The organism is Mycobacterium gordonae, from assembly GCF_001417955.2.
Lineage (GTDB): Bacteria > Actinomycetota > Actinomycetes > Mycobacteriales > Mycobacteriaceae > Mycobacterium > Mycobacterium gordonae_B.
This window is the reverse complement of the sequence record NZ_LKTM01000299.1, coordinates 1-16,619: the sequence shown is the minus strand read 5'-3', so window position 1 is coordinate 16,619 and position 16,619 is coordinate 1. Positions and strand designations below refer to the sequence as shown.

15 protein-coding genes and 1 pseudogene are annotated in these 16,619 nt (G+C 69.1%); 8 read left to right on the top strand and 8 right to left on the bottom strand.

The window, feature by feature from the left end; translation table 11 throughout:
* Positions 1–16: 16 nt before the first annotated feature.
* Both AO501_RS19860 and AO501_RS19855 read right to left on the bottom strand, forming a co-directional pair.
* The gene (locus AO501_RS19860; RefSeq protein ID WP_055579331.1) at positions 17–1,774 is read right to left on the bottom strand and encodes a glycerol-3-phosphate dehydrogenase/oxidase; all 1,758 of its coding nucleotides are present in this window, start codon (positions 1,772–1,774) and stop codon (positions 17–19) included.
* An 18-nt stretch (positions 1,775–1,792) separates the two neighbouring features.
* A pseudogene (locus tag AO501_RS19855) lies at positions 1,793–3,270 on the bottom strand (NAD(P)H-quinone dehydrogenase); the annotation flags it as partial.
* 58 nt (positions 3,271–3,328) lie between these two features.
* Here AO501_RS19855 and AO501_RS19850 point away from each other — a divergent pair.
* Positions 3,329–3,814: a gamma-glutamylcyclotransferase gene (locus tag AO501_RS19850; protein WP_055579329.1), complete on the top strand. Its 486-nt coding sequence runs from the start codon at positions 3,329–3,331 to the stop codon at positions 3,812–3,814.
* A gap of 91 nt (positions 3,815–3,905) precedes the next feature.
* Here the strand turns inward: AO501_RS19850 and AO501_RS19845 are convergent, their stop codons facing one another.
* The 4 genes from AO501_RS19845 to AO501_RS19830 all read right to left on the bottom strand — a co-directional run bounded on the left by AO501_RS19845 (position 3,906) and on the right by AO501_RS19830 (position 7,971).
* Positions 3,906–4,793: a type IV toxin-antitoxin system AbiEi family antitoxin domain-containing protein gene (locus AO501_RS19845; RefSeq protein ID WP_055579328.1), complete on the bottom strand. Its 888-nt coding sequence runs from the start codon at positions 4,791–4,793 to the stop codon at positions 3,906–3,908.
* Positions 4,794–4,923: 130 nt separating this feature from the next.
* On the bottom strand, positions 4,924–6,093 hold the full coding sequence (locus AO501_RS19840; RefSeq protein WP_055579327.1) for a M20 family metallopeptidase: 1,170 nt from the start codon (positions 6,091–6,093) through the stop codon (positions 4,924–4,926).
* Complete coding sequence (locus tag AO501_RS19835) at positions 6,090–7,274, bottom strand: M20 family metallopeptidase (RefSeq protein WP_055579326.1); 1,185 nt, start codon at positions 7,272–7,274, stop codon at positions 6,090–6,092. Before AO501_RS19835 ends, AO501_RS19840 begins: the two co-directional genes overlap by 4 nt.
* Before the next feature lie 22 nt (positions 7,275–7,296).
* Positions 7,297–7,971, bottom strand: a complete 675-nt coding sequence (locus AO501_RS19830) for a cutinase family protein (RefSeq protein WP_055579325.1) — start codon at positions 7,969–7,971, stop codon at positions 7,297–7,299.
* Between AO501_RS19830 and AO501_RS19825 the strand changes: the two genes are divergently transcribed.
* Positions 7,951–8,805, top strand: coding sequence for a purine-nucleoside phosphorylase (locus AO501_RS19825; protein WP_082658736.1), 855 nt, complete (start codon positions 7,951–7,953; stop codon positions 8,803–8,805). The two genes, AO501_RS19830 and AO501_RS19825, sit on opposite strands and share 21 nt — an antisense overlap.
* Before the next feature lie 3 nt (positions 8,806–8,808).
* Positions 8,809–10,368, top strand: coding sequence for a phospho-sugar mutase (locus AO501_RS19820; RefSeq protein WP_055579323.1), 1,560 nt, complete (start codon positions 8,809–8,811; stop codon positions 10,366–10,368).
* Between the two features lie 56 nt (positions 10,369–10,424).
* Here the strand turns inward: AO501_RS19820 and upp are convergent, their stop codons facing one another.
* Positions 10,425–11,048 carry a uracil phosphoribosyltransferase gene (gene upp / locus AO501_RS19815; RefSeq protein ID WP_055579322.1) on the bottom strand — a complete coding sequence of 208 codons (624 nt, stop codon included), beginning with the start codon at positions 11,046–11,048 and terminating at the stop codon, positions 10,425–10,427.
* Positions 11,049–11,141: 93 nt separating this feature from the next.
* Here upp and AO501_RS19810 point away from each other — a divergent pair, with 93 nt between their 5' ends.
* From AO501_RS19810 to AO501_RS19795, 4 genes are all read left to right on the top strand, one after another.
* Positions 11,142–12,005, top strand: coding sequence for an alkaline phosphatase family protein (locus AO501_RS19810; protein ID WP_055579321.1), 864 nt, complete (start codon positions 11,142–11,144; stop codon positions 12,003–12,005).
* 33 nt (positions 12,006–12,038) lie between these two features.
* Complete coding sequence (locus AO501_RS19805; protein WP_055579320.1) at positions 12,039–13,346, top strand: hypothetical protein; 1,308 nt, start codon at positions 12,039–12,041, stop codon at positions 13,344–13,346.
* Between the two features lie 63 nt (positions 13,347–13,409).
* On the top strand, positions 13,410–13,937 hold the full coding sequence (locus AO501_RS34570) for a PE family protein (protein ID WP_063892898.1): 528 nt from the start codon (positions 13,410–13,412) through the stop codon (positions 13,935–13,937).
* 90 nt (positions 13,938–14,027) lie between these two features.
* Positions 14,028–14,519 carry a PE family protein gene (locus tag AO501_RS19795; protein WP_082658737.1) on the top strand — a complete coding sequence of 164 codons (492 nt, stop codon included), beginning with the start codon at positions 14,028–14,030 and terminating at the stop codon, positions 14,517–14,519.
* Here AO501_RS19795 and AO501_RS19790 read toward each other — a convergent pair.
* A complete protein-coding gene (locus tag AO501_RS19790) occupies positions 14,516–15,403 on the bottom strand; it encodes an alpha/beta fold hydrolase (protein ID WP_055579356.1) in 888 nt (295 codons plus the stop codon). The genes AO501_RS19795 and AO501_RS19790 overlap by 4 nt on opposite strands.
* Positions 15,404–15,611: 208 nt before the next feature.
* Here AO501_RS19790 and AO501_RS19785 point away from each other — a divergent pair.
* Positions 15,612–16,619: PE family protein (locus tag AO501_RS19785; RefSeq protein WP_156452693.1), on the top strand; the 1,008-nt coding region annotated here is incomplete at its 3' end.

The window sequence follows — 16,619 nt, the reverse complement described above, 5'->3', positions numbered from 1 at the left end:
CTAGGGACATGAGTCCTCAGTTCAGCGGGACGGGCTCCAGGATCTCGGCGCGTGCCTCGGGTGCGCTGGCTCGCAGCTCGTCGGCGGAGACGTCGTCGGGCTGGGCCTGCGAGAGCACCTCGGCCTCCACCCGCGCCTTGTAGTTGGCGACCTCGCGGTTGACGTCGTCGGCGCTCCAGCCCAGCACCGGTGCGACCAGGTCTGCCACCTCGCGGGCACAGTCCACGCCGCGGTGCGAGTACTCGATGGAGATGCGCATCCGCCGGGCCAGGATGTCCTCGAGGTGCAGGGCCCCCTCGGCCGCGACGGCGTACACCGCTTCCACCTTCAGGTAGCCGGGCGCGTCCTTGATCGGGGTCAGCAGTTCGGGATGGTCGGCCGCCAGCGCCAGCACGTCGTCCATCATCGAGCCGTAGCGGTCCAGCAGATGGCGGACCCGGTAGGGGTGCAGTCCGACCCGCTCGCCGACGTGTTCGACCTGGTTGATCAGCGCGAAGTAGCCGTCGGCACCCAGCAGGCTCACCTTCTCGGTGATCGACGGCGCCACCCTGGTCGGGATGAACTGCACCGCGGCGTCGATCGCATCCTCGGCCATCACCCGGTAGGTGGTGTACTTGCCGCCGGCGATGGCGACCAGACCCGCCGACGGCACCGCCACCGCGTGTTCGCGGGACAGCTTGGAGGTCTCGTCGCTCTCCCCGGCCAGCAGCGGGCGCAGCCCGGCGTACACCCCGTCGATGTCGGCGTGCGTCAGCGGAGTGGCCAGCACGGCGTTGACCGTGGTCAGGATGTAGTCGATGTCGGCCTTGGTGGCGGCCGGATGGGCCAGGTCGAGGTTCCAGTCGGTGTCGGTGGTGCCGATGATCCAGTGGCTGCCCCACGGGATGATGAACATCACCGATTTCTCGGTGCGCAGGATCATCGCGACGTCGCTGACGATGCGGTCGCGCGGCACCACGACATGCACGCCCTTGGAGGCGCGCACCTGGAACCGTCCGCGCTGTTTGGACAGCGCCTGGATCTCATCCGTCCAGACCCCGGTCGCGTTGACCACGACATGCCCGCGCACCTCGGTGATCGAGCCGTCCTCGGAGTCGCGCACCCGCACGCCGGTGACCCGGTCGCCCTCGCGCAGCAGCGCGACCACCTGCGTGGAGCAGCGCACCACCGCGCCGTAGTGCGCGGCCGTACGCGCCACCGTCATGGTGTGACGGGCGTCGTCGACCACGGTGTCGTAGTAGCGGATGCCGCCGATCAGGGCGCTGCGCTTGAGGCCGGGGCTCAGCCGCAGTGCGCCCGCGCGGGTCAGATGCTTCTGCGCCGGAACGGATTTGGCGCCGCCGAGCTGGTCGTACAGGAAGATGCCGGCCGCGATGTAGGGACGCTCCCACCAGCGCTTGGTCAGCGGGAACAGGAACGGCAGCGGCTTGACCAGATGCGGCGCCAGCGTGGTCAGGGACAGTTCGCGTTCGAAGAGCGCCTCACGCACCAAACCGAACTCGAGTTGTTCCAGGTAGCGCAGGCCGCCGTGGAACATCTTCGACGAGCGACTGGACGTGCCAGAGGCCAGATCCCGGGCTTCGACGAGGGCGACCTTGAGTCCGCGGGTGGCGGCGTCCAGGGCGCACCCGGCGCCCACCACACCACCGCCGATCACCACCACGTCGAACTGCTCGGAGCCGAGGCGCTCCCAGGCCTGCGCGCGCTGCTGCGGTCCCAGCGACCCATCGGACCAGGTCTGCTCGCTGTCGGCTGCCTTGCTCGGGTTGCTCACGACGAAGGACTCCTGTCGGTTACTTGTCGGTAGGCGTTCGCCCAACCAGGCTAGTTCGTCGGCGGCCGTTGGGGCGGTCTTCAGTCCAGATCGTCGTGCGCCATCAGGCGCCGTGCCGCCTCGGTGATCGAACCGGACAACGACGGGTAAACGGCGAGCGTCTGGGCCAACTCGTTGACCGTGATGCGGTTGGTGACGGCCACCGCGATCGGCAGGATCAGCTCCGAGGCGATGGGCGCCACCACGACGCCGCCGATCACCACGCCGGTGGATTTGCGGCAGAAGATCTTGACGAAACCCTGTCTTAAGCCGGACATCTTCGCCCGCGCGTTGGTGTGCAGCGGCAGCATGATGGTCCGGGCGCTGAACTCGCCGTCGTCGATCGCCGACTGCGGCACCCCGACCGCGGCGATCTCGGGGCGGGTGAACACCGTCGCCGCCACCGTGCGCAGCCGGATCGGGTTCACTCCCTCGCCCAGCGCGTGGTACATCGCGATGCGGCCCTGCATGGCCGCGACCGAGGCCAGCAGCAGCAGACCGGTGCAGTCGCCGGCGGCGTAGATGCCCGGTACCGAGGTCCGCGACACCCGGTCCACCTTGAGGTAGTCACCGGGGCTCAGTTCGATACCGACGCGCTCGAGGCCCAGGCCGCTGGTGTTGGGGATCGAGCCGATCGTCATCAGGGCGTGGCTGCCCTCGATGGTGCGGCCGTCGGTCATCGTGACCAGCACCCCGTCCTCGGTGCGGGTGACCGACTCGGCGCGGGCGTTCTTGAACAGGTTGACGCCGCGTTCGGCGAACGACTCCTCCAGCACCGCGGCGGCGTCGGCGTCTTCGTAGGGCAGCACCCGGTCCCGGCTGGCCGCCACCGAGACCTGGACCCCGAGCTCGGTGTACGCGTGCACGAACTCGGCACCTGTGACGCCGGAGCCCACCACGATCAGGTGTTCCGGCAGGGTTTTCAGGTCGTAGAGCTGGCGCCAGGTGAGGATGCGTTCGCCGTCGGGCTGGGCCGACGGCAGCACCCGCGGGCTGGCCCCGGTGGCGATCAGCACGAAGTCGGCGTCGTGCTCGGTGACGGTGCCGTCGGGGGCGGTCGCCTTGAGCCGGTGGCGGGCCAGGCCGGGGGTGGGGTCGACGAGTTCCCCGCGACCGTGCACCAGCTTCACTCCGACGCTGCGTAGCTGCTCGGCGATGTCTGCCGACTGCTCGGAGGCGAGCCTGCGGACCCGGTCGTGGATCTGCGGCAGGTCGATTTTGGCGTCGTCGATGTCGATCTCGAAGCCCAGCCGCGGCGCGCGGCGCAGCTCGGTGCGCAGCCAGGTGGAGGCGATGAATGTCTTGGACGGCACGCAGTCGTCGAGGACCGCCGCGCCGCCGACACCATCGGAATCGATGATGGTGACTTCGACGTCGTCGGGTTTTGCGTTGGCGGCCACCAGGGCCGCTTCGTAGCCGGCCGGGCCTCCACCGAGGATCACGATGCGGGTCACCACAGCCCATAACCTAGTCCGGCGGTGCGGCCCCGCGCAGGGCGGAGTTTAAGCTTTCTCCGTGCCGCTCTACGCCGCCTACGGGTCGAACATGCATCCCGAGCAGATGCTCAAGCGTGCACCCCACTCGCCGATGGCGGGAACTGGCTGGTTACCGGGGTGGCGCCTGACGTTCGGCGGCGAGGACATCGGCTGGGAAGGCGCACTGGCCACCATCGTCGAGGACCCGGACTCGCGGGTGTTCGTGGTGCTGTACGACATGACGCCGGCCGACGAGATGAAGCTGGACCAGTGGGAGGGCTCCGAGTTCGGCGTCCACAAGAAGATCCGCTGCCGGGTGGAGCGGGAGTCGTCGGACACCGACATCGACCCGGTGCTGGCATGGCTCTATGTGCTGGACGGTTGGGAGGGCGGACTGCCGTCGGCGCAGTATCTGGGCGTGATGGCCGACGCCGCCGAAATAGCCGGGGCCCCGGCGGATTACGTGCATGACCTACGCACCCGGCCGGCCCGCAACATCGGCCCGGGGCCCGCCAGTCCGGAGTAGGGGCTCTTCACCCCGGGCGCGAGCGTGCACTCGCGTACATCGACACGCCGTCGGGGCCGGCATCAGCCGCACCCTCGTCGGGTGGGCCTGCTCAGGCGGCTCGCGCGTGCGCGAGTCGCGACTCGATCCGCCGGACGAGTTGCGCGGGTTGATGCCGGACATCCTCGGCGATGATCGGCACCACGACCCAGCCGAGGTCCTGCAACGCAGCGGCACGGGCGCGGTCTCGACGGAATGCGTCGGGTCCGCTGTGCCAGTCGACGCCGTCATACTCGGCGGCGACGCGGTATTCCGGCCAGGCGAAGTCCAGCCGCCAGAGCCGGCCGCTTAAATCTACGACTTCGTACTGCAACACTGGCGGTGGCAGTCCTCCGTCGAGCATGACCAGGCGGGCCTCGCTTTCCATTGGTGACTCAGCCAAAGGTGAAGCGAGGGAGACCATTTCACGAGCGATCACTATGCCGCGGCGCCCGGACTGCAGGTCGAGAACCCGCATAAGTTGCTCGCGGCCACACGTTCGGCTGCGCAACGCGGCGTCGAGTGTCGCCAGCGCACGAGGCCGACGGAGCCCGCGCGCGACCTCAATTGCCGTCCATGCCGGTGCTGTTGCAGTCCGTCCGCCGACCGTCGTCAGCGGAGCGCCGTCACGCCGATGCACAACCAGACCGTTGGTCGATCGCAGTTGTCGCCCATCGGGGTCCAGCACGTGCAGCGAGGCAGTCCGCTCGGTGTCGAAACCGTACGCTGCCGCGGCGGTGCCCATGCATGCAGCGACATTTGTGCCCGTCAACAGGTCCAGCCCGCGCAGCCGAAGTGCCACGGTCGGGTCGTCGCGGGAGTAAATCCCGCGCCAAACCCGCTGCAGAGCAGCGCATTTCACGTAGCGCTGCAGATCTCGGCGGGACAGGAAGGCCAGCGCCTGAGCGGTAGTCACAACGCCGCCTTGCGCGATAAGCAGCCGGTCGAGCTCTGCACTCACGGGGTTATCGTCTGGGCGTCCTGTCTGCGGCACAATTCACCCGCCGAGCGTGCACCAAATGCCACCTCCCGCGGCGTGTCGCCGTACCGCAGCGCACGCTCGCGCCCCGAAGGAGCCCCGGGGCCCGCCCTCAGAAAGCGGCGGACTGCTCGATGATGTTGACCATCACCCGCACGCCGATCGCCAGCGCCCGCTCGTCGAGGTCGAACGTCGGCTGGTGCAGATCGAGCTGCGGCCCATCCCCCGACCACACCCCCAGTCGCGCCATCGCCCCTGGAACCTCTTCGAGGTACCAGGAGAAATCCTCCCCACCCCCGGACTGCCGGGTATCGGCCAGCACGTCGGGGCCGACGGCTTCGATGGCGTGGGTCAGGATGCGCGTCGAGATGTCTTCGTTGACCACCGGCGGCACCCCACGCCGGTACTCGAGGGTGTGCTCGATGGCCAGCGGCGACAGCAGGCCGGTGACGGCCTCGCGGATGATCGCCTCCAGGTCGATCCAGGTCTGGCGGCTGGCCGTGCGCACGGTCCCGGCCAGCACCCCGGACTGCGGAATCGCGTTCGGCGCCACGCCCGCGTTGACCGCGCCCCACACCAGCACGGTGCTGTTGCGCGGGTCGATGCGGCGCGACAGCACACCGGGCAGCCCGGTGATCACGGTGCCCAGACCGTAGACCAGGTCGGCGGTCAGGTGGGGGCGCGAGGTGTGCCCGCCCGGCGAATACAGGGTGATCTCGAGCTGGTCGGCCGCCGAGGTGATGGGTCCCAGCCGGACGGCGACCTTGCCGACCTCCAGCCGGGGGTCGCAGTGCAGCGCGAAAATCCGCGACACCCCGGTCAACGCCCCGGCCGCGATCGCGTCGATCGCGCCACCGGGCATCAGCTCTTCGGCGGCCTGGAAGATCAACCGCACCCCGACGGGAAGTTCGGGCACCGAGGCCAGCGACAGCGCCGTCCCGAGCAGGATCGCGGTGTGCGCATCGTGGCCACAGGCGTGCGCGATATTGGGCATCGTCGAGGCGTACGGCGCCCCGGTCCGCTCGGCCATCGGCAGCGCGTCCATGTCGGCGCGCAACGCTATCCGGGGCGCATGCTCTGGCCCGAAATCACAGGTCAGACCCGTCCCGCCGGGCAGCACCTTGGGATTGAGCCCCGCGTCGGCCAGGCGCTCGGCGACGAACTGTGTGGTGGCGAACTCCTGGCGGCCCAACTCCGGGTAGCGGTGGATGTGCCGGCGCCAGTCCACGAGGTCGTCGTAGTGGGCGGCCAGCCACGACTCGGCGCTGTCGACCAGACTCACGATGCGGCCGCCCTGTGCTGTCGGGCCGCCAGCACCCGGTCCCGCTGAGCAGGGTCCGCGGCCAGCGCGACGACGGTGCGGGCCAGCATGATCGCGCCCTCGACCACCGCGCGGTCGGCACTGGGCCCCGCCGCCGCGGCCGCGAAGGCACGCTGGTGGACGGTCGCGCCCCCGGCGTCGACCCCGATCACCGGGTGGATACCGGGCAGCACGTGCGTCACGTTACCCATGTCGGTACTGCCCAACGGCAGCGCCGCCTCTACGGCGGCCGGCACCGGTTCGCGCCCGAGGCGGCGCATCTCCTCACGACATACATCCGCCAGCCACTGGTCGGGCCTCAGTTCGGCGTAGGCGGGGCCGGCCTCGTTGATCTCGTACTCGCAGCCCGCGGCCAGCGCACCGGCGGCGAAACAGGAGTACATCCTGCCTTCCAGCTCACGCAGCGAGTCGTACTCGACGGCGCGCATCGCGTACTTCAGCGCCGCCCGCCCGGGGATGACATTGACCGCCTGCCCGCCGTCGGTGATGATGCCGTGCATCATCTGACCGGGCGCCAGCTGCTGACGCAACAAACCGATGGCCACCTGCGCGACGGTCACCGCGTCGACGGCGTTGAGACCCAGATGCGGTGCGACGGCGGCGTGCGACTCCTTGCCTCGGTAGTCCACGGTGACCTCGGACAATGCCAGCGACCGCGCGCCGGCGATGTCGGTGGGCCCCGGGTGCACCATCACGGCCACTGCGACGTCGTCGAATGTGCCGGCCCGCAGCATCAGCGCTTTGCCGCCGCCGGACTCCTCGGCGGGAGTGCCCAGCAGCGCCACCGTCAGTCCCAGCTCGTCGGCGACCTCGGCCAGAGCCAGCGCGGTGCCCACTCCCGACGCCGCGATGATGTTATGGCCACAGGCGTGGCCGATCTCCGGCAGGGCGTCGTACTCCGCGCACACCCCGACGACCAGCGGCCCGCTGCCGAAATCGGCGCGGAAAGCGGTGTCCAGGCCGTCGACCGGGGCGATCTGGAAACCGCGTTGCGCCACCAGCTCTTTGGCCTTGGCGCAGCTGCGGTGTTCGTCGAACGCCAGCTCGGGTTGCGCGTGGATGGCGTGAGACAGCTCGACCAGGTCGCCGCCGCGGCGCCGCACTGTCGCCTCGACGGTGTCCAGCGGGCTAATGGCGGGCATCCACGCAGTATCTCACCGACGGTCAAACCCGCCCGGCGATGAACCCCGCCGCCTGGCCGGGGTACGGCGGGTCCGCGTATTCGCGGTGCGCGAGCCGGTCGCGCCCGCCGACCGTGCACACCGGGTCCCCGGGGCTGCACAGGTCGATCGCCCTGCCGGCGAACTGGCCGGTGGACGACAGCGGGACATTGAACCGGATGCCCGGATTCCCGAACACCGCGACCGCGGCGACCCGCTGGGCCAAGACTGGATCGAGCTCGGGGGCCGAACCGAATTCGCCGACGGTGTCTCCCAGCGGCGGCACCCCCGCCAGCATCGAGACCGCGGCGGCACCCTGCGAGAACCCGCCCAGCACAATCCTGGTCCGCGGGCACTGATCGGCCATGAAGGCGATGTGGTCGCGCGCGTCGTTGGCACCGTCGGCGGTCGTCAGGAAGTTGTAGCTGGCCGCGTAGTTGACCGGATAGACGCCCAGGCTGCGCGCGCCCAGTTTCGGCCGCAGCGCGGCTTCGAGGGCGTCGCCGACGACGCCCATCCCGGGCGGCTCGGCGGTCCCCCGGGCGAACACGAGCTCGACGTTGGGACAGTCGTCGGCGACCGCCCTGGGTATCGGGCCGCCGAACAGCGCGCTGACGGCCAACACGGCCGCCGCGGCGAGGACGTAAAGCGATTTGTGATGCCGCACAAGGCAGATCATCACATACGCCGGGCGCCGGTGCCCGAGCAAGTAGTCTCGCCGAGTGTGACCAGCGAACTCGCAGCCCAGGCGGCGGACGTCATCGCCGAACGCACCGGCATCGGCTCCCACGACGTCGCCGTGGTGCTGGGCTCGGGATGGTCGCCGGCGATCGCCGCGCTGGGCTCACCGACCGCCGTGCTGCCGCAGACCGAGATCCCCGGATTCACGCCACCCAGGGCGGAGGGGCATGCGGGTGAAGTCTTGTCGGTGCCGCTCGGCGCACGCAGGGTGCTGGTGCTCGCCGGCCGCATCCACGCCTACGAGGGCCATGACCTGCAACACGTCGTGCACCCGGTCCGGACGGCCTGCGCGGCGGGAGCGCGGATCGTCGTGCTCACCAACGCAGCAGGCGGACTGCGCACCGACATGGAGGTCGGACAACCGGTCCTGATCAGCGACCACCTCAACCTGACCGCACGGTCGCCGCTGGTGGGCGCGCAGTTCGTCGACCTGACCGATGCATACGCTCCGCGGTTGCGGGCGCTGGCGCGCGAGTGCGACCCGAGGCTGGCCGAAGGCGTGTACGCGGGCCTGCCGGGCCCGCACTACGAGACGCCCGCCGAGATCAGGATGCTGCGACTGTTGGGCGCCGACCTGGTGGGGATGTCGACGGTGCACGAGACCATCGCGGCGCGGGCGGCGGGCGCCGAAGTGCTCGGAGTGTCGCTGGTGACCAACCTGGCGGCCGGGATCACCGGTGAGCCGCTGAGCCACGCCGAGGTGCTGGCCGCCGGGGCGGCGTCGGCCGCCCGGATGGGTTCGTTGCTGGCCGACGTGATAGCCCGGTTCTGATCCGTGACGCCCGAGGACTGGATCGCCCACGACCCCGATCCACAGACGGCCGCCGAGCTTGCCGCCCTGGGTCCGGCCGAACTCGCCGCGCGGTTCGCCAGGCCACTGACGTTCGGCACCGCCGGCCTGCGTGGGCCGGTGCGCGGCGGACCGGACGCGATGAACCTGGCCGTGGTGTTGCGGGCCACCTGGGCGCTGGCGCAGGTGCTCGAGCGGTCCGGCACGGTGATCGTGGGCCGCGACGCCCGGCGCGGCTCGGCGGAATTCGCCACCGCTGCTGCCGAAGCCCTTGCTGCACAAGGACTTTCAGTGCTGCTGTTCCCCGGCACGGTGCCGACGCCGGTGCTGGCCTTCGCGGTGCGGGCCACCGGGGCCGTCGCGGGCATCCAGATCACGGCGTCACACAACCCCGCCACCGACAACGGCTACAAGGTCTATCTGGACGGCGGCATCCAGATCGTCTCCCCGACCGACCGCCAGATCGAAGCCGCAATAACCGACGCTCCCCCGGCCGACGAAATCCCGCGCCGCACTGTCACCCCCGCCGACACCGATCTGGTCGAGCAGTACATTCGCCGGGCGGCAGGAGTGCGGCGCGGCACCGGTTCGATACGGGTGGCGCTGACCCCGATGCACGGGGTGGGCGGCGCGGTGGCGGTCGAGACGCTGCGCCGGGCCGGCTTCGACGACGTGCACGTGGTCGACGCGCAGTTCGCACCGGACCCCGACTTCCCCACCGTCGCGTTCCCCAATCCCGAGGAGCCCGGCGCTGCCGATGCGCTGCTGGCACTGGCGGCCGGCGTCGGCGCCGACGTCGCGATCGCACTGGATCCCGACGCCGACCGGTGTGCGGTGGGGATCCCGGCGCCGTCCGGCTGGCGGATGCTCTCGGGCGACGAAACCGGTTGGCTGCTGGGCGATTACATCCTTTCGCAGCCCGCGACAGGACCCAGAACGGTGGCCAGCACGGTGGTGTCCTCGCGCATGCTGGCTGCGATCGCCGCTCACCACGGCGCGCAGCACGTCGAAACCCTCACCGGTTTCAAATGGCTGGCGCGCGCCGACGCCGAGCGTCCCGGGACATTGGTCTACGCCTACGAAGAAGCGATCGGCCACTGCGTCGATCCGCAGGCAGTGCGGGACAAGGACGGCATCAGCGCCGCGGTGTTGGTGTGTGATCTGGTTGCCTCGCTGCGCGGCCGTCCGGTGCCCGAACTGCTCGACGACCTCGCCCGCCGCTACGGCGTGCATGAGGTGGCCGCGGTGCCCCGCCGCGTCGCCGACAGTGCGGAAGCCGCCGCCCTGCTGGCCCGGTTGCGCGACGATCCGCCGGATCGGCTGGCCGGTTTCGTCGCGGCCCGCAAAGACATCGCCGACGCCCTGATCCTCGCCGGCGGCGACGGCGACACGTCGGTGCGGGTGGTGGTGCGGCCGTCGGGGACGGAGCCGAAACTGAAGTGCTACCTGGAAGTCCGGTGTGCGGTGCACGGTGACCTGGAGGCCGCGCGGCACCGGGCACGCGCGCTGTCCGGGGAGTTGGTCACACAGGTTCGAAGCTGGTAGTTCAGCCCGGTGGCGGCGACCCGCCGCGCCCGGCTCCGCTGCGCTTGCGATCGCCGCTAGCGCGGCCCGAACTGCCGGTCCCCCGCGTCACCCAGCCCGGGCACGATGAAGGCCGTCTCATTGAGCCCCTCGTCGATCGCGGCGGTGTACAGCCGCGCGTTCGGCGCCACCTTCTCGACCGCGGCGATGCCCTCCGGCGCCACGCACACGCACAGCACTTTGATGTCGGTCGCCCCGCGGGACAGCAACAGGCCGAGGGTGTAGACCATCGACCCTCCGGTGGCCAGCATCGGGTCCAGGATCATCACCGGCACGTCGGTCAGGTCGTCGGGCAGCGACTCGAGGTAGGGCACGGGTTGATGAGTTTTCTCATCGCGGGCCATGCCGACGAACCCGACATGCGCCTCGCTCAGCACACCGTGAGCCTCGTTGACCATGCCCAGCCCCGCCCGCAACACCGGCACCAGCAGTGGCGGTCTGGCCAAGCGGACCCCGACAGTGTCGCCGACCGGGGTGCGGATCTGCACCGGCTCGGTGGGTGCGTCGCGGGTGGCCTCGTAGACCAGCATCAGGGTCAGTTCGCGCAGCGCGGCCCGGAAGGCGGCGTTGTCGGTGCGCTCGTCACGCAGCACGGTCAGCCGGGCCGCGGCCAACGGATGGTCTATGACGTGGACGTCCACGGGGTGTGACCCTATATAACGATCGGGTTCAGGCCTGCTGACACGCGCGTTTCTGTCCCCGGAGCGGGGTCGGGCCGCCCATATACTCCCGGCATGCGAGCGCTCGGACGTCGTCTGACCAGGGGTTTCTGCGTCTTGGCGGCGTTGGGTGCGGTGATCGTGCCGGTTCCCCGGGTGGCGCTGGCCGCGGCGACGCTGCCGTCGTACGCGCACGTGGTGATCGTGATCGAGGAGAACCGCTCGCAAGCCAACATCATCGGCAACAAGGCGGCGCCGTGGATCAACGCGCTGGCGGCCGGCGGGGCGATGATGGCGCAGTCATTCGCCGAGACGCATCCCAGCGAACCGAACTACCTCGCGTTGTTCGCCGGGAACACCTTCGGGCTCACCAAGGACAGCTGCCCGGTGGATGTCGGTGCCCAACCGAACCTCGCGTCCGAGCTGCTGGCCACCGGGCACACCTTCGGTGGCTACTCGGAGGACCTGCCCGCGGTGGGCTCGACCGCCTGCAGCGCCGGCAAATATGCGCGCAAGCACGTGCCCTGGGTGAACTTCAGCAACGTCCCGGCTACCGTCTCCGTGCCGTTTTCCGCGTTCCCGGCCCCCGGGAACTACGCGAGCCTGCCCACGGTGTCGTTCGTCATTCCCAACAACGACAACAACATGCACGACGGCTCGATCGCCCAGGGCGACGCCTGGCTGAACAGCCGGATGTCGGCCTACGCCAACTGGGCACGGGCCAACAACAGCCTGCTGATACTGACTTGGGACGAAGACGACGGCGGACCGCGCAATCAGATCCCGACGGTGTTCTACGGAGCGCACGTGCAACCGGGCAGCTACAACGAGACCATCAGTCATTACAACGTGCTGTCCACGCTGGAGGAGATGTACGGCCTGCCGAAAACGGGTTATGCAGCAACCGCTCCGGTGATCACAACTATTTGGGGCGGGTAAGCGCCAACAGGCCGGGTCGCTATTGTGTGCCGCATGGCTGCTGACCTCGTGCCCATCCGCCTGAGCCTGTCCGAAGGCGACCGCTACACGTTGTGGGCGCCCCGCTGGCGCGACTCCGGGGACGAGTGGGAGGCGTTCCTGGGCAAGGACGACGACCTCTACGTTTTCGACAGCGTTGCGGATCTGGTCGCGTTCGTCCGCACCGATGAGGACAACGACCTGGTCGACCACCCGGGGTGGCAGGACATCACCGAAGCCCACGCGCAGAAGCTGGACCCGGCCGACGACAAGCGGTTCGATCTGGTGGCCGTCGAGGAACTGGTTGCCGAGAAGCCAACCGAGGAGTCGGTGGCCGCGCTGGCCGAAACGCTGGCGATCGTGTCGTCCATCGGGTCGGTCTGCGAGTTGCCGGCGATCTCGAAGTTCTTCAACGGCAATCCCACCCTGGGCACGGTGTCCGGGGGGATCGACCACTTCACCGGCAAAGCGGGCCAGAAGCGCTGGAACGCCATCGCCGAGATCATCGGCCGCAGCTGGGACGACGTGCTCAAGGCGATCGACGACGTGGTCAGCACGCCCGAGGTGGACGAGAAGCTGTCGGAACGGGCCGAGGAAGAACTCGAAGAGGAACTCGAGGAAGAAGAAGACGAGGCCGCCGAGGAGTCCGACGAGGCGACCGACGAGGCCGAAGAGAGCGCGCAGGAGTCCGCGGAAGAGGACGACGAGGACAGCGAGGAAGAAGACGAAGAAGACGACGAGCGCGCCGAAGGCGACACCGTCGTACTGGGCAGCGACGAGGACTTCTGGGCACAGGTAGGCATCGACCCGATCCGGATCATGACCGGCGCCGGCACGTTCTACACGCTGCGCTGCTACCTCGATGACCGCCCGATCTTCCTGGGCCGCAACGGTCGCATCAGTGTGTTCTCCTCGGAACGGGCCCTGGCCCGCTATCTCGCCGACGAGCACGACCATGACCTGTCGGACCTGGCGACCTACGACGACATCCGCACCGCGGCCACCGACGGCTCGCTGAAGATCGACATCACCGACGAGAACGTCTACGTGCTCAGCGGGCTGGCCGACGATTTCGCCGACGGGCCGGAGGCAGTGGATCGCGAACAACTCGACCTGGCCGTGGAGCTGCTGCGCGACATCGGCGACTACTCCGAGGAGAGCACGGTCGACAAGGCCCTGGACAAGGGCAAACCGCTGGGCAAACTGATCGCCTACGTGCTCGAGCCCGACTCGGCGAGCAAGCCCGCCGGGCCGTACGCGTCGGCGGTGCGGGCGTGGGAGAAACTCGAGAGCTTCGTCGAGTCGCGGCTGAGGCGCGAATAGCGCCGCGGATTAAGTAGTCGACTACCGAGGACGGCACGGTTCGCCCGGCCTGACACTGATCTCATGATCGCGAACCCGGCAACGATCGCCCAGGCGGCGACGGACCTCACGGCCATTGACTCGACGCTCATCGCGGCTCACCTGCAAGCGGCGGGCCCCACCCAGGCGCTGCTGCCGCCCGCTGCCGACGAGGTGTCGGCGGGCATCACCCAGCTGTTCTCCCAGTATGCCGAGGACTTCCAGCACGCGGCCGCGCAGGCGTCGGCTTACCACGACCAGTTCGTACAGACGATGACGGCGGCGGCGGGCTCCTACGCCGGCGCCGAGGCGGTCAACGCGAGTTCATTACAGCAGCTGGCCTTCGAAATCATCGGCCGGTTGGTCAACAGCGGATTCACCTCCTACTACCAATTGGCGGCATCGATTGCCGCTCTGCCGCAACCCTTTTCGCAAATATTCGGCGCGATGCTCGGGCTTCCCGTGCTGATCGTGATGCTTCCTCTAGATTTACTCTTCGCAATTTTCATTGTCGCGCTGCTCGCCTTTTTGGCTTTCAACAAGGTTTCACTGTTCCCGCCCTACAACTTGTGACGTCTCGGCGAGATATCGGTCGCACCACGACTTAACTGCTGACTCACGCGCCGCTTGCCCCGGGACCTCGGCACTGTTTCGATGATGGCCATGTCCGCGGTAGTCGCCGTGCCGGACCTGCTCGCCCAGGCCGCAACGCACGTGGCCACTATTGGCCAAACGCTCACCGCGGCCAACCAGACGACGGCGGTGTCGACCCGAGCGGTGCTTCCCGCGGCCGCCGACGAGGTTTCGGCGGCTGTCGCACAACTGTTTTCCGAGTTCGGGCAGGACTATCAAGCGGCGGCGGGACGGGCGGCGGCCTATCAGCAGCAGTTCGTCCAGCACCTCAACGCAGCGGCAAACTCCTACGCCGGCGCGGAAGCGGCCAACGCATCGTTGCTGCTGCCCGCGACCGCCGCCGCCGGCCTTCCCTCGCTCGACCAGGTGTTCTCGTCGTTGATCAGCACGGTAACGGGACTGTTCTGGCAGACGCTGGCTTATCTCTATTATCTGGGCTTTCTGCTACTCATCCCGATTTACGCCGCGCTGGCGCTGTGGCTGCCGGTCGCCTTCCTGGGCTCGCTTTTCGGGTTGACCTAAAGATCAGCCGCACAGGCCGCGAGGATTGCGTCCCAGTCCTCGACATTGAAGTGGTCCTCACCTTCAGACCAGTTCAGCTCCACGCCAGGAATCGTGCGCTCGAAATAATGCCCCATGGCCGACGGGACAAAGGAGTCGCGGTCGCCCTGCCAAATATGGGTGGGCACAGCGACCTCGCTGACCTCGAACCCCCACGGACGATAGAGCAGGAACGATTCGTACCCTCCGCCGCGACCACCCTGCCGGAAGCCTTCGAGCTGTGTCGCGAGGAAGTGCCGGAGGAACAGTTCGTCACCCAGGTGCCGGCGTTCCGCGGAAGGCACCCACGCCGTCAGCAAGCGGCAGAAAAGGCCGGGTCGGTACTTCGCGCACCAGCCCAGTGGGACGAACGCGGCGTCGAAGGTCCAGGCTCCGAGATTCGCGAGAGCGCTGTAGGCGCGGTCGGTCGCGTTCAGGGCACTCACGATCTCCGGCGTCGCCAACGGACCCCACGGCGCGAAAGCGCCGATGAAGCGGAGCCGCGTCGGCGGTATCACAGCGCCGCAGACAAACAGGTGCGGCCCGGCTCCGGAATGCCCGACCACGCCGAATTCCCGCAGACCCAGCGCGTCGGCCAAGTCACAGACGTCGGCCGGCCAATCGCGGAAATTGCGTCCGGGCTGGAAAGTCGAACGTCCGAATCCGGGGCGGTCGACCGCAATAAGCCGGAACCCGTGCCGCTTGGCTGCACCGTCGGCGAACACACCCTCGAGCCTGGAGCTTGGCGTTCCGTGAAAGTAGAAGGCGGGATAACCGGTGGCCTCGCCCCATTCCAGGTAGGCCAACTCGCGGCCGTCGGCCAGGCGATGAAGCTGCGCCTCGTCGGTGCGAAGTCGCTCGGGCAGCACGCCGACGATGCTAGTCAGAAACGGTCCATCGCGCGGGACATACTCATCGGCGAAATCGGTGTCCCTCCGAAAGTCACCAAATGCCAAGTTGCCGTTGCGAACTGGGCATAGCGAAATCTGATGAAACACAAATATTCCGGACGTGTGCGGCTATCATTCCGTTCTGCTTGATGCTCACTGTCGGGGGTGAGAGGTCGCTGATGCCATGTCGTTTCTTGTTGTGTCGTCGGAGGGTTTGACGGCAGCGGTTTCCGATTTCGCCAATATCGGATCGAGGATCGACGCGGCCAATGCCGCGGCGGCCGCGCCGACCTCGGGAGTGATCTCCGCCGCCGCGGACGAAGTGTCCGAACACATCGCGGCGTTGTTCTCCGCGCACTCGCAGGCCTATCGATCGCTCAGCGCCGAAGCCGCCGCATTCCACGCGCAATTCGTGCGGTCGTTGGCCCTGGGGGCGGGGGCGTACACCTCCGCAGAGGCCGCCAACGCATCGCCGCTGCAGCTGATCGAGGACCAGGTGCTCGGTGTGATCAATGCACCGACGCAGGCGCTGCTGGGGCGCCCGCTGATCGGCGACGGCGCGGCCGGGCAGACCGTCAACGGGGTCGGGCAGGCCGGCGGGGCCGGCGGCATCCTGTACGGCAACGGCGGCCGCGGGGGTGACTCGACGCTGGCCGGACATGCCGGCGGTGCGGGCGGCGCAGCGGGGATGTGGGGCAACGGCGGCGTCGGCGGAGCCGGCGGCGGCGGCGCCGCGGGCGGCAGCGGCGGGTCCGGCGGGCGGCTCTATGGCAACGGCGGGATGGGCGGCACCGGCGGGGTCGGCGTCGCCGGAGTCAACGGTGGCCTCGCCGGCATGGGCGGTCACGGCGGCAATGCCGTCGGCCTGGTCGGCGACGGCGGCGCCGGCGGGACAGGCGGGGCGGGTCTCGCCGGTGCCGACGCGGTCAACCCGAGCCCAGGTATTCAGGCCGGCACCGGTGCTGCCGGGCAAAACCAGACGGTCACGGTTACCGCCAACGCCGCTGGCGGTGACGGCGCGACCGGCGGGACTGGCGGGAGCAACGGCACCGGCGGCACCGGCGGCGCCGGCGGTACGGGCTCCTCAGACTTACCCGGCTTCGGCAATGCGACGGGCGGTAACGGCGGTGCCGGCGGTGCCGGCGGCTTCGGCGGCGCGGGCGGGGCCGGTGGGGCCGGGGGTAGCGACCAA